The 13945-nt window shown below is 32.7% G+C and carries 14 protein-coding genes; 9 read left to right on the top strand and 5 right to left on the bottom strand.

Annotation, left to right across the window (positions count from 1 at the left end; translation table 11 throughout):
- Nucleotides 1-73 precede the first annotated feature (73 nt).
- The gene (locus tag LIX58_RS11620) at nt 74-514 is read right to left on the bottom strand and encodes an OsmC family protein (protein ID WP_154838255.1); all 441 of its coding nucleotides are present in this window, start codon (nt 512-514) and stop codon (nt 74-76) included.
- A gap of 79 nt (nt 515-593) precedes the next feature.
- Between LIX58_RS11620 and LIX58_RS11615 the strand changes: the two genes are divergently transcribed.
- Nucleotides 594-1340 (top strand): glycerophosphodiester phosphodiesterase, encoded by a 747-nt coding sequence (locus tag LIX58_RS11615; protein WP_226386341.1) that lies wholly within the window; start codon nt 594-596, stop codon nt 1338-1340.
- 57 nt (nt 1341-1397) lie between these two features.
- Here LIX58_RS11615 and rpsD read toward each other — a convergent pair whose 3' ends face one another.
- Together rpsD and LIX58_RS11605 are read right to left on the bottom strand one after the other, a co-directional pair.
- Nucleotides 1398-2000 (bottom strand): 30S ribosomal protein S4, encoded by a 603-nt coding sequence (rpsD, locus tag LIX58_RS11610; protein WP_126567105.1) that lies wholly within the window; start codon nt 1998-2000, stop codon nt 1398-1400.
- 225 nt (nt 2001-2225) lie between these two features.
- A complete protein-coding gene (locus LIX58_RS11605; protein WP_126567104.1) occupies nt 2226-2693 on the bottom strand; it encodes a GAF domain-containing protein in 468 nt (155 codons plus the stop codon).
- Nucleotides 2694-2824: 131 nt separating this feature from the next.
- Between LIX58_RS11605 and ezrA the strand changes: the two genes are divergently transcribed.
- The 7 genes from ezrA to LIX58_RS11570 all read left to right on the top strand — a co-directional run bounded on the left by ezrA (nt 2825) and on the right by LIX58_RS11570 (nt 10837).
- The gene (gene ezrA, locus LIX58_RS11600; protein WP_154837432.1) at nt 2825-4519 is read left to right on the top strand and encodes a septation ring formation regulator EzrA; all 1695 of its coding nucleotides are present in this window, start codon (nt 2825-2827) and stop codon (nt 4517-4519) included.
- A 177-nt stretch (nt 4520-4696) separates the two neighbouring features.
- Nucleotides 4697-5833 (top strand): cysteine desulfurase family protein, encoded by a 1137-nt coding sequence (locus LIX58_RS11595; protein ID WP_226386340.1) that lies wholly within the window; start codon nt 4697-4699, stop codon nt 5831-5833.
- A complete protein-coding gene (gene thiI / locus LIX58_RS11590; RefSeq protein WP_154837434.1) occupies nt 5834-7057 on the top strand; it encodes a tRNA uracil 4-sulfurtransferase ThiI in 1224 nt (407 codons plus the stop codon).
- 39 nt (nt 7058-7096) lie between these two features.
- Nucleotides 7097-7873: a TSUP family transporter gene (locus tag LIX58_RS11585; protein ID WP_154837436.1), complete on the top strand. Its 777-nt coding sequence runs from the start codon at nt 7097-7099 to the stop codon at nt 7871-7873.
- A gap of 105 nt (nt 7874-7978) precedes the next feature.
- Nucleotides 7979-8473 carry a thiol peroxidase gene (gene tpx / locus LIX58_RS11580; RefSeq protein WP_126567099.1) on the top strand — a complete coding sequence of 165 codons (495 nt, stop codon included), beginning with the start codon at nt 7979-7981 and terminating at the stop codon, nt 8471-8473.
- Between the two features lie 137 nt (nt 8474-8610).
- A complete protein-coding gene (locus tag LIX58_RS11575; RefSeq protein WP_154837438.1) occupies nt 8611-9558 on the top strand; it encodes a class I SAM-dependent methyltransferase in 948 nt (315 codons plus the stop codon).
- Nucleotides 9559-9640: 82 nt separating this feature from the next.
- Nucleotides 9641-10837, top strand: a complete 1197-nt coding sequence (locus LIX58_RS11570; RefSeq protein ID WP_126567097.1) for an acetate kinase — start codon at nt 9641-9643, stop codon at nt 10835-10837.
- A gap of 122 nt (nt 10838-10959) precedes the next feature.
- Here the strand turns inward: LIX58_RS11570 and LIX58_RS11565 are convergent, their stop codons facing one another.
- Nucleotides 10960-11457 carry a universal stress protein gene (locus LIX58_RS11565; protein ID WP_103328138.1) on the bottom strand — a complete coding sequence of 166 codons (498 nt, stop codon included), beginning with the start codon at nt 11455-11457 and terminating at the stop codon, nt 10960-10962.
- 143 nt (nt 11458-11600) lie between these two features.
- On the opposite strand from LIX58_RS11565, the gene ald reads away from it, so the two are divergent.
- Entirely contained in the window at nt 11601-12722 is a 1122-nt protein-coding gene (ald, locus tag LIX58_RS11560; protein WP_154837440.1) for an alanine dehydrogenase, read from the top strand.
- Nucleotides 12723-12786: 64 nt separating this feature from the next.
- On the opposite strand, the gene LIX58_RS11555 is transcribed toward ald, so the two are convergent.
- On the bottom strand, nt 12787-13842 hold the full coding sequence (locus LIX58_RS11555; RefSeq protein WP_154837442.1) for a M24 family metallopeptidase: 1056 nt from the start codon (nt 13840-13842) through the stop codon (nt 12787-12789).
- Between the last annotated feature and the right edge of the window lie 103 nt (nt 13843-13945).

Here is a 13945-nt window from a genome sequence, read left to right as displayed (position 1 = left end):
TTTAACAAATATTCTGACAATTTAAAAGAGGATTAAATAATCTCACTATAAAACTTAGTGAGATCAAGTTTTTTTATTCAATAGTTGGTTGAATATCGATAGTTACATTATTGCGAATAGAATTTGAAATCATACAGTTATTATCCGCAATTGTTAATAATTTAGGTAAACGTTTTTCTAAAGTTGATTTTTCATCACTTGAAACAGTAATAGAAGGATAGTGAGTAATCTTATCCATTTTGAATTTTCCATTTTCAAAAAGAGCAGTACCAATGGTCTTAATCGTTAAATTTATATTTGTAAATTTAGCTCTTTCAAGCGTAGCGGCTAGGGAGATAATATAGCAAGAAGAAGCGGCAGCTACTAATAATTCATCTGGATTTGTACCAGTGCCATTACCACCTAAAGGAGCAGGAATTGAAATGTGTTCAGAAATGACATCGCCATTCACTGAACCTACTTCTTCGCGACCACCTTGCCATTTAGTTTGAACTTCGAAATCATGTTTCACCATATCAGTTTGACCTCCGTAAATTGTGTGTTAACTTAAGTTTAGTTGAAAGAGGTGCAAGATGAAAGAAAGGTGTCTTTTTATGAAAATAATTAAACCCAATGCTGCGTTTCAAATTGTAGCGCATCGTGGATTGTCTCATCGATATCCTGAAAATACCATTGAAGGATTTAAAGGGGCATTAATGCAACATATTGACATGTTAGAAATAGATGTGCATTTTACTAAAGATAAAGAATTAGTAGTGATTCATGATGATACGATTGATCGTACGTCTAATGGAAAAGGGAAAGTAATGGACTATACGCTTGAAGAACTTAGAAACTTTGACTTTGGTGTTAAACATAGCAAAGCCTTTTCAAATACAAAAATATCTACGTTTGATGAAGTGTTAGAAGTATTTAATCATTATTCCAAAAAATTATTAATAGAGTTAAAGGTGCCAAGTCAATATCCTGGCATTGAGGAAGCAGTTCTACAGCGATTAAAAGCACATCAAGTGCCATCACATAAAGCGATTCTTCAATCATTTGATACTGAGAGCGTTAAACGACTTTCTAAATTACAGAGTAGTTATCAATTAGGAGTATTGGTTAGTAAAAAGAAATATTGGTATAAATTACCTAACTTTGAAGAGATTGCTGAATATGCGTCGTTTGTGAATCCTAATTATAAGTTGGTAAATAAAAAATTTATGACTCACGCACATGAGAATGGTTTAAACGTTATTCCTTATACAGTTAATAAAGCGAAGGATGTTAAAAAAATGATTAACTTAGGGGTAGACGGAATTATTTCTGATATTCCAGATGAATTATTTAAATTATAATGAAGATATAAAAAACCACCCAATCCAAAAGGAAAGGGTGGTTTAATACTACGCAACTTATCTTGAGTAGTACTCAACGATTAATTGTTCGTTGATTTCAGCTGGTAATTCGCTACGTTCAGGTAAACGTACGAAAGTACCTTTTAAGCTGTCTGCATCGAAGTCTAAGTATTCAGGTACGAAATTATTAATTTCAACTGATTCTTTGATGATGTCTAAGTTTTGAGATTTTTCACGTACAGTGATAACTTGACCAGGTTTTAATGAGTATGATGGGATGTCAACGCGACGACCATCAACTTCAACGTGACCGTGACCAACTAATTGACGAGCTTGACGGCGAGTACGAGCTAAACCTAATGCATAAACAACTGCATCTAAACGACTAGCTAATAAGATCATGAAGTTTTCACCGTGTACACCGTGTTGTTTACCAGCGATGTCGAATGTGTTACGGAATTGTCTTTCAGTCATTCCATATAAGTAACGTAATTTTTGTTTTTCACGTAATTGTAAACCATACTCTGATAATTTTTTACGTTGGTTTGGACCATGTTGTCCTGGTGCGTAAGGACGTTTTTCTAATTCTTTACCAGTACCACTTAAAGAGATACCTAAACGACGAGATTTTTTCCAGTTTGAACCTCTGAATCGAGCCATAATAAGACTCCTCCTTTTTCTTTTTTGTTGTTATGAAAAAACAAAAAAGAGTGTTGTATGCTCATCAAGATATGTTGTTTTATGTGTCTTCACCTTATAGCTCCAGTTACGTGACACGTCCGCTTCGGGAACAACATAGCGCTCAATAATATACAACTGCTATTTTCGTTAATTCACACAAATTCCATTGTACCAGTATTTTTATATGTGTCAACACATTTATCGTTATTTTGATAATTGATTTTCTAAAATAGATACAATCGCTTCTAAACCTTGTTGGTCTTCTTTTGTGAAACGATTTTTTATAGGAGCATCAATATCTAATACACCAATAATTTCTCCATTTTTATGGATAGGAACTACAATTTCAGAATTACTATTAGCATCGCAAGCAATATGACCAGGAAACGCGTGAACGTCTGCAACTAATTGTGTTTTATCTTCTGATACAGCTGTGCCACATACGCCTTTACCAATTGCGATATGAACACAAGCTGGATGGCCTTGGAAAGGTCCTAAGATAAGTTCATTATTTTCTATTAAATAGAAACCTACCCAGTTTACTTGATCTAACGTATCATTAAGTAAAGCAGATGTATTACTTAAGATGGCTATTAAATTTGATTCATCTTCAATTAGACTAGCAAGTTGCTTTTCTAACAGGCTATAATTTGTTTCTTTGATAACTGTCATAAGAATACCTCATTCAATTATTTTACAAATAAGTATAAAGTGAAAAAAATAATCTATCAATTCATTTAATTTTTATTTTAATGAAAGGGAAAGTTACGTTATAATGATGTTAACATAGGAGGAGAAATGAGATGGCTGTAATCATTATATTAGCAATATTAATCATCATATTGATTGCTGTTGGTATTATGTTCTACATGCGTTCTAGCAAGAGAAAAATTGTTGAAGAAGCTGAAGAACGTAAATTAAAAATCCAACAACTACCTTTTGAAAAAAATTTAGAGAAACTTTCTGAATTAAACTTAAAAGGTGAAACTAGAACTAAATATGATGCTTTAAAACAAGACACCTTAGATCATACAAACAATTATTTAGCACCAGTTGAAGAAAAGATTCACGATGCTGAACTTCAACTTGATAAATTCCAATTTTCAGGAGCGCAAACAGATATTGATGATGCGCATGAATTAATGGACAGATACGAAGCGGGTTATCAAGCTCAAGTAGATGAAGTAAACGAAATCCTAGCTTTACATAAAGAAAATGAAGAAGTTTATAACAAATGTAAAACGGATTATCGTGAAATGAAACGTGATGTATTAGCGAATAGACATCAATTTGGGGAGGCAGCAGCACCCCTTGAAAAACAAATTGAATCATTTGAGCCTGAATTAGAACAATATGACATGCTTAAAAGCGAAGGTAATTACGTTCAAGCGCATAATCATATTATGGGATTAAATGAATCAATGAATGAAACAAAAGAATATATGGCTGAAATTCCTGAGTTAATTAGAGAAGCTCAAAAAGAATTACCAGGTCAATTCCAAGATTTAAAATACGGTTGTAGAGATTTAAAAGTAAATGGCTACGATTTAGATCATGTTAAAATTGATGGTACATTACAAAGTTTGAAAACAGAATTGAATTTCGTTGAACCAATGATTAGTCGCTTAGAATTAGATGAAGCGAATAATAAACTTCAACAAATCAATGATAAACTTGATGAAATGTATGATTTAATCGAACATGAAGTTAAAGCAAAAAATGAAGTAGAAGAAACTAAAGAAGACATCACTAATGAATTATTTAAAGCTAGAGAAATGAACTATACGTTACGTACTGAAATTGATTATATTCGTGAGAATTACTTTATTAATGAAAGTGACGTTCATAGTATTCGTCAACATGAGAATGAAATTCAAAATTTAGTGACTGTATATGACGATATTCTTAAAGAAATGTCTAAATCGGCTGTAAGATATAGTGAAGTTAAAGACAATTTAGAATATCTAGATGACCATGTAAAAGTCATTAATGAAAAACAAGAAAAATTACAAAATCATCTTATTCAAATGAGAGAAGATGAAGCTGATGCAGAAGATCATCTTTTAAGAATTCAATCTAAAAAAGAAGAAGTTTATCGTAGATTGCTTGCTTCTAATTTAACTAGTGTGCCAGAACGTTTCGTGATTATGAAGAATGAAATTGATCATGAAGTCCGAGATGTAAATGAACAATTTAGTGAGCGTCCAATTAATGTTAAGCAATTAAAAGATAGAGTATCTAAAATTGTGATTCAAATGAACACATTTGAAGATGAAGCAAATGATGTTTTAGTAAATGCAGTTTATGCTGAACGTTTAATTCAATATGGTAACCGTTACCGTAAAGATCACAATAATGTAGATAAAAGCTTAAATGAAGCGGAACGTTTATTTAAAAATAATCGTTACAAACGCTCAATTGAAATCGCAGAACAAGCACTAGAAAGTGTTGAACCTGGTATTACGAAATATATTGAAGACGAAATTACAAAAGAATAAAGATTAGCACATATAATAGGCATGTATCCCTTAAAAATAGGATACATGCCTTTAATTTTTGTTAAAAAATAGTATAATGCTTTAGTGTCTATTTTAAAAAATTATAAAAGGGGAGTTATGAGTATACTAAATCCCGTTTTTTAAATAGTATATTTGATTTGAAAGTGAGTGTTGCAAATGATTTATTTGGACAATGCCGCAACTACTAAACCTCATAAAGCAGTATTGGATTCGTTTGTTAAAGTTAATGAATCTGTTTATTATAATCCAAATAGTCCACATAAAATGGGCTTACAAGCTGAAAAATTATTAAACCAAGCTAAAGAGCGTATTAATCAACTTTTATTTGGTAAACAACAATTTGATGTCATATTTACAAGTGGGGCAACAGAATCTAACAATATCGCTTTAAAAGGCGTGGCATTACGTAAAAAGCAATTTGCGAATGAAATTATTACCTCTGTCTTAGAACATCCTTCTGTGTTAGAAGTAATGCGTTATTTGGAAACACAAGGCTTTGTTTTAAAATACGTCAATATCAAAGAGAATGGTCAAATTGATATGGAGCATTTATCTTCTCTAATGAATGATAAAGTAGGACTCGTTACTTGTATGTACGTGAATAATATTATGGGACAAATTCAACCCATTGACCAAATAGTAGAATTATTAAAGCAGTATCCGAAAGCGCACTTACATGTAGATGCTGTTCAAGCTTTAGGAAAAGTTCCGATGACGCTTTCAGGTGTGAATAGTGTAAGTTTTAGTGGTCATAAATTTAATGGTCTTAAAGGACAAGGATTGTTATTAATAGATAATAAAGAAAAACTTGAGCCAATCGTTCATGGCGGAGGTCAAGAATATGGTGTGCGTAGTGGTACAGTTAATCTAGCAATGGATGTTTCATTAGTGAAAGCAATTGACATAGCTGTAAATAATTTAGACGAACGCCATAATAAGTTAGCGTCATATAATGAAGAATTACGTTCATATTTTAAAGATTATCAGGGTGTCTATATTAATTCACCTGAAAATGGTGCACCGCAAATTTTAAACATTGCCTTTCCGGGTGTGAAAGGAGAAGTACTTGTCAATGCCTTTTCGAAACTAGATATCATGGTTTCGACGACAAGTGCTTGTTCATCAAAACGAGGTAAATTAAATGAAGTATTATTAGCCATGAACATTCGTGAAGAAAAAATAGAAGGCAGTATACGATTATCACTTGGAGATACAACGACGCAGGAAGATATTAATCAATTTAAAGAAAAGTTTAAATCAATATATATTGAAATAAAGGAGTTGCTTAAATAAATGAAATTTGATCATTTATTAGTAAGGTATGGCGAATTAACGTTAAAAGGAACTAATCGTAAAAAATTCGTCAATGCATTAAAAGATAATGTAATTCGTTCAATACAATCACTTGAAGGTACGCATGTACATGGAAAACGAGACAGAATGTATATTTCACTAACGGAAGAAGCCGATGTTCAAGAAGTCATTTCTCGTGTAACTAAAATTTTCGGAATTAAATCCGTAAGTCCAGTGCATAAAACGACTCAAGATTTAGATGAAATGAAAAACTTATGTGTGGAACTTGCCCAAAATTTTAATAGTGGAGATACATTTAAAATTGATGTTAAACGCGTGGATAAGTCGTTCCCACTAGATACGTATGAACTACAAAGAGAATTAGGCGGTACAATATTAAAAGCAACGGAAGATATTACTGTAGATGTTAAAAAACCCGATCATAACGTTAGAGTAGAAGTGCGCATGGACGGTGTTTATATCTTTACAGAAGTATATGAAGGTGCTGGAGGCTTACCAGTTGGTAGTGGTGGAAAAACATTATTAATGCTTTCAGGTGGTATCGATTCCCCAGTAGCAGGTATGGAAATTATGAAACGTGGTGTTCGAATAGAAGCTATTCATTTCCATAGTCCACCATTCACTAGTGAAAAAGCTAAAGATAAAGTTATTGAATTAACACGTATCTTGTCTGAACGCGTCGGCCCTATTAAATTACACATTGTACCGTTTACTGAACTTCAAAAACAAATTAATAAAGTGGTACACCCAAGATATACGATGACATCAACACGACGCATGATGCTTAGAGTGGCTGATATTGTATTAGAACGTATTGGTGCGCATGCGATTGTCAATGGGGAGAATTTAGGACAAGTAGCGAGTCAAACATTAAAAAGTATGTACGCTATCAATAACGTGACTTCGACGCCAATTTTACGTCCGCTTGTTTCTCTTGATAAAGAAGATATCGTCAAGAAAGCTCGTGAAATCGGAACGTTCGATGTTTCAATTCAACCATATGAAGATTGTTGTACTATTTTCACACCTAAAAACCCAGTTACCGAACCAGATTTCGATAAAGTAATTAAGTATGAAAGTGTTTATAATTTTGATGAAATGGTTCAACGTGCTGCGGACAATGTTGAAACAATTACAATTAATAAAGATTATAAGAGTGAAAAAGACAAAGATACTGATGCATTAATAGATGAATTATTTTAAAATTGGTTTAAATAGAAACTAATTTTAGGGGATGGCATCATGGATATCAGTTTAAATATCATTATTATCATTATTGCTTTTGGTTTCTTAGCAGCATTTATTGATGCTGTAGTAGGGGGTGGCGGGTTAATATCTATTCCTGCATTGCTAGCTATAGGCATGCCACCTTCTATAGCATTAGGAACTAATAAGTTAGCGAGCTCATTTGGTTCATTAACCAGTGCGATTAAATTTATTCGCTCAGGAAAAGTGGATTTGTCAATCGTACTAAAGCTTTTTCCGTTTATATTTATATTTTCAGCAGGTGGTGCAAGTCTAGCAACGTTTTTACCAGCTCAAGTTTTAAAACCACTTGTTATCGTTATATTAACACTCGTCCTAATTTATACGATATTTAAAAAAGATTGGGGAGACGTTCGTACTTTTTCTAAACTAACGATTGGTAAAGCTATTATTTTTGTAGGATTGCTATTGTTAATAGGATTTTACGATGGTTTTTTAGGGGGCGGAACGGGTTCTTTCATGCTATTTGTATTATTAATGTTTGGATTTGATTTTTTAAGTGCTGCTGGGAATGCAAAAGTACTTAACTTTGCTTCTAATATAGGGGCATTAATTCTTTTCATTATTTTAGGACAAGTCAATTTCGTATACGGTTTAATCATGGGAGTTAGTATGATTGTTGGATCATATATAGGGGCGCAATTAGCTATTAACAAAGGTGTGGGCTATGTTAAAATATTGTTCATTACAGTCACTGCATTATTAATTTTAAAAAATACTTACGATTATATTGTTCAATTACTAGGAAAATAGTTATATTGAATTTGTTACGACAGTATCAATTAATTGATTTAAGATTTACTACTATCGTATTATTATAGATATAATTTATTAACCAACTTTGGAGGTCGTAACAACATGGCACAAATTACTTTTAAAAATAACCCTATTCATTTATTAGGAACAGAAGTTTCAGAAGGACAACAGGCTCCAGACTTTAAAGTATTAGATAATAATCTAAATGAAGTTGATTTAAGTCAATTTGAAGGACAAAAGAAATTAATTAGTGTAGTACCTTCAATTGATACAGGTGTATGTGATCAACAAACTCGTAAATTTAATGAAGAAGCTTCTCAAGAAGATGGTGTTGTCTTAACAATTTCAGCTGACTTACCATTTGCTCAAAAAAGATGGTGTGCGTCAAACGGTTTAGACAATGTCATTACATTAAGCGACCATAAAGATTTATCTTTCGGTAAAAATTATGGTGTAGTAATGGAAGAATTAAGATTATTAGCACGTTCAGTCTTTGTTCTAGATAAAGATAATAAAGTTGTTTATAAAGAATTAGTAAGTGAAGGTACGGATTATCCTAACTTCGAAGCGGCTTTAGAAGCTTACCGTAATATTTAATGATTATATAAATAAATGATTGAAAAGACATAAACACAGGTGTCCATATTTATTTCAAAAACAAGAATGTAGAAACAGTGGTTACATTTTAAAGAAATAAAAAGTATGGACGCTTTTTTATTGGAAAGGAAGTTTATATGACTGAAGAACAAACAATTATGGAAACGTTATTCCGTACGCTTGATGAGAAGGCTAAAGCTTTAAACGAAGAAAATGGTCAAAGTTTTATTGAAAACTTAGGTTTAGCAATGGAAGATGTGTATCAAAATCGAAGAGAGTTGCTTGAACAAGCAACATTACAGGACAGACGTAAAGCATTTCAATTTGCTTATTTAAGTTTATTACAAGAAGAAACGATTCAAGCGAATCATCAAATTACACCAGATTCAATAGGTTTAATCTTAGGTTTTTTAGTTCAAAAATTTACAAAAGATAGTGATGAATTGCACGTGGTTGATATTGCAAGTGGGGCAGGACATTTAAGTGCTTCAGTTAATGAAGTATTGAAAGATACTACAATCATGCATCATTTAATCGAAGTGGATCCAGTCTTATCTAGAGTAAGTGTGCATTTAGCTAACTTCTTAGAAATACCGTTTGATGTTTATCCTCAAGATGCAATTATGCCATTACCATTAGAGGAAGCAGATGTCGTAATTGGAGACTTCCCAATTGGTTATTATCCAGTAGATGAACGTAGTAAAGAAATGAAATTAGGTTTTAAAGAAGGACATAGTTACTCTCATTATTTATTAATTGAGCAAGCTATTACAGCTTTAAGAGCGACTGGATATGCTTTTTTAGTTGTGCCTAGCAATATTTTTGAAGATGAAAATGTAAAACAGTTAGAAAATTTCATTGCTACAGAGACAGAAATGCAAGCGTTTCTTAATTTACCTAAGACGTTATTTAAAAATGAGAAAGCGCGTAAATCTATCTTAATTTTACAAAAGAAAAAAGCAAATGAGACTAAGCCAGTAGAAGTCTTACTTGCGAACATTCCTGATTTCAAAAATCCAAATCAATTTCAAGGATTTATTAGCGAATTGAATCAATGGATGGAAGAAAATCATCCTAAAAAATAAACTGTCATATTCTTGAATTATAACTGTATTAATGGTTAAATAAATATGGATATTTAATTAATAAATTGGAGGACAATAATTTATGTCTAAATTAGTTTTAGCGATTAATGCTGGTAGTTCTTCTTTAAAATTCCAACTTATTAGAATGCCTGAAGAAGAATTAGTTACTAAAGGATTAATCGAACGTATTGGTATTAAAGATTCAATTTTTACTGTTGAAGTCAATGGTGAAAAAGTTAAAGAAGTTCGTGATATTAAAGATCATGAAGAAGCAATTAACATTATGTTAGATAGCTTCAAAAAACACGGTATCATTGATGACATTAATGACATCGCTGGTACTGGTCACCGCGTTGTTCACGGTGGTGAATTATTCCCTGAATCAGCTTTAGTAACTGACGAAGTGGAACAAAAAATTGAATCATTAAGTGAATTAGCACCTTTACACAACCCTGCTAACTTAATGGGTATCCGTGCATTCAAAAAATTATTACCAAATATTCCTCATGTAGCAGTATTTGATACATCATTCCATCAAACTATGCCTGAGCAATCATATTTATACAGCTTACCTTATCAATATTATAAAGATTATGGTATCCGTAAATATGGTTTCCACGGTACAAGCCATAAATATGTATCTCAACGTGCAGCTGCAATCTTAGATAAACCAATCGAAGAATTACGTATCATTTCTTGTCATATCGGTAATGGTGCATCAATCGCAGCTATCGATGGTGGAGAATCAATCGATACTTCTATGGGATTCACTCCATTAGCCGGTGTAACAATGGGTACTCGTTCTGGTAACATTGACCCAGCGTTAATTCCATTCATTATGCAAAAAACTGATCAAACTGCAGACGAAGTACTTAATGTATTAAATAAAGAGTCTGGTTTACTTGGTATCTCAGGTACTTCAAGTGATTTACGTGACCTTGAAAGTGATGCTGAAGAAGGTAAAGAACGTGCTCAATTAGCATTAGACGTATTTGCTTCAAGAATTCACAAATACATTGGTTCTTATGCTACAAGAATGCATGGCGTAGACGTTATTGTCTTCACTGCTGGTGTAGGTGAAAACTCATCAACAGTACGTGCTAAAGTATTAGAAGGTTTAGAATTCATGGGTGTTTATTGGGATCCTAAGAAAAATGAAGCGATTCGTGGCGAAGAAGCTTTCATTAACTACCCGCATTCACCTGTAAAAGTAATTGTAATTCCAACTAACGAAGAAGTTATGATTGCAAGAGACACTGTAAAATTCGGTGAATTATAATTTATAAATTTAAGCCATGGTTATGTCTTTTTAAGATATGGCCATGGCTTTTTTGTTGAATCAGAAAAGGGTGCCTCTTTAAAATGAGGCACCCTTAAATTTAATAGTAATGGTTTTTAGCTTTAAGAATATTGTTGTCTAAATTCTGGTGTAGCTACTTCTGGATGGAAATCTTCTGGAATTTCTTCAGTACGTACGACTAATACATCACAAGGTGAGTGACGTACGATTGCTTCAGATACAGAACCTACGATAAATCGTTCTACTGCATTTAAGCCTGAAGTACCACACATAATTAAATCTACTTTAAGTTCACTTGCTAATTTTTTAGGGATAATGGCTTTAGGAGAACCAAATTCTAAGCGTGTTTCTACATTAGTTACTCCGGCACGTGTTGCGACTTCTTGATAACCTTTTAATAATTCTTCAGAGAAACCACGAGATTTCTCAGTAAATTGAGCATCATAAACTTCATATGAAGAATATGTTCTTGAATCGATAATGTTTACAATAGTTAATTTGGCGTCGTTACGTTTAGCTACGTCTACGGCTTTGTTGAAAGCCCACTCTGCTTCATGTGAACCATCAACTGCGATTAAAATGTTTTTATAAGTTAACATCTTAATAACCCCCTTAGCTTTTCTTACTTATATTTTACCACAAATTTCAGAATATTTAATATTTATATTTTAACAATAATGTGTACTTTTTCTGATTGCGCTTTCATCGGTTTAGCGTTACGATGGTGTTGGAGGTGGATGGAATGAAAATTGGTATTCCAAAAGAGATAAAAAATAACGAAAACAGAGTTGGTTTATCACCAAGTGGTGTACATGCATTAGTTGAACAAGGACATACAGTACTTGTTGAAAAAGATGCAGGTTTAGGTTCATACTTTGAAGATGCAGATTACAAAAATGCAGGTGCTGAAATTGTATCTGAACAATCTGCAGTTTGGGATGTAGAAATGGTAATCAAAGTTAAAGAACCTTTAGAAGATGAATACAAATACTTCAGAGAAGGATTAATCTTATTCACATACTTACACCTAGCTAACGAAGAAAAATTAACTCAAGCGTTAGTTGATAATAAAGTAGTAGGTATTGCATACGAAACGGTTCAATTACCTGACCGTTCATTACCATTATTAACACCAATGAGTGAAGTAGCGGGACGTATGTCTGCTCAAGTTGGTTCTGAATTCTTACAAAAAATTAATGGCGGAATGGGAATTTTACTTGGCGGAGTGCCTGGAGTACCAAAAGGTAAAGTAACGATTATTGGTGGCGGTCAAGCTGGTACAAACGCTGCTAAAATCGCTTTAGGTTTAGGTGCAGATGTGACTATCTTAGACGTTAATCCTAAACGTTTAGCAGAATTAGAAGATTTATTTGATGGCCGTGTAAACACTATTATGTCTAACCCATTAAATATCGAAGAACAAGTTAAACAAAGTGATTTAGTTATCGGTGCGGTGCTTATTCCTGGTGCTAAAGCGCCTAGCTTAGTTACTGAAGATATGATTAACCAAATGAAAGACGGTTCAGTAATCGTTGATATCGCTATCGACCAAGGTGGTATCTTTGAAACTACTGATAAGATTACTACTCATGATGATCCTACTTATGTTAAACATGGGGTAGTTCATTATGCTGTAGCTAATATGCCAGGTGCAGTACCTCGTACGTCTACAATTGCTTTAAATAATGCTACATTACCATATGCTCAATTATTAGCAAACAAAGGTTACCGTGAAGCATTTAAAGCTAACCATGCATTATCTTTAGGTTTAAACACTTATAAAGGTCATGTTACTCATAAAGGTGTAGCTGAAGCATTTGATTTAGAATACACTACTATCGAAGACGCTTTAAAAGAAGATTAATCGATATATTAAAATTAAAAATCCAGTTGAGAAGGGAATTAACCGTCTCAACTGGATTTTTTTATTATTTTTCATAGTGAGTTAAAATTTCATAGCCATCTTCAGTTACTAATATATCATCTTCAATTCGGACGCCTGCCACACCTGGTACATAAATACCTGGTTCAATAGTAATAACCATGCCCGCTTCTAACTGATTAGTATTTGTACTTGATACATCTTGATATTCATGCTCTTCAAGTCCTAATCCATGACCAAGACGATGAGGGAAGTACTCGCCATAGCCTGCATTTGTAATAATATCACGTGCAATTTTGTCGATTTCATTTAATGATACGCCAGCTTTAATTGCACGAATTGCTTCTGTTTCAGCTTCTAAAACAATATTATAAATTTTTTGAGCTTTATCTGAAGGTATTCCGAATTGGACAGTACGTGTCATATCACTACAATAATGATTATAAATAACGCCTAAATCAAATAGAACATATTCATTATCGTTTAAAGTTCTATCGCCTGGTGTTCCATGAGGAGAAGCAGCGTGATCCCCGAATAATACCATCGTATCAAAGCTCATTTCACTTACGCCGAACTTTTTAATTTCATTTTCAATATGATTGACAACGTCTCGTTCTGACACGCCTACTTTTAAGAAATCAACGCCAATTTCAATACATTTATCAGCTAACTCAGCTGCTTTCTTAATATTATTAATTTCATCAGTATTTTTAATATTTCTTAAATTCTTAATAGTTTGGTCGATATCGCCATATTCAGTGACGTTGAAATTCTCAGTTAGTTCACGTTGACGTTTTACTGTCAAATGTTCACTTTCAATTAATAATTTGTTAAAAGTATGAGGTTCAATATCAAATGGATTTTCTGTATCTAAGTAGCCAATGATTTTACCATCGAAAGGTGAAGCTTTAGCTTCTTCAACTTCCATTTTAGGACAGTAAAGTGTTTTCTCACCAGAAGCAGTAATTAATACTGCTAATAATCTTTCGTGAGGCTCACTTCTATAACCAGTAAAGTAAAAGACGTTAAGTGGAGTCGTAATCCATGCTGCATCAGCATTTTCATTATGTAATGTTTGTGTAATTTCGTCTATTTTTGTCATAAAATAAGTATCCTCCTTCAATGCTTTGATTTTAATTTTACGTCTAATAAAGAATAATTTCAAAATTATTGAATAATTTCTAAAGAGATTGTTATTAGGCTTT

Source organism: Staphylococcus sp. Marseille-Q1834 (assembly GCF_916858875.1).
Taxonomy (GTDB): domain Bacteria; phylum Bacillota; class Bacilli; order Staphylococcales; family Staphylococcaceae; genus Staphylococcus; species Staphylococcus pragensis.
The sequence above is the reverse complement of the archived record's forward strand: the minus strand, read 5'-3'. Positions and strand labels throughout refer to the sequence as shown.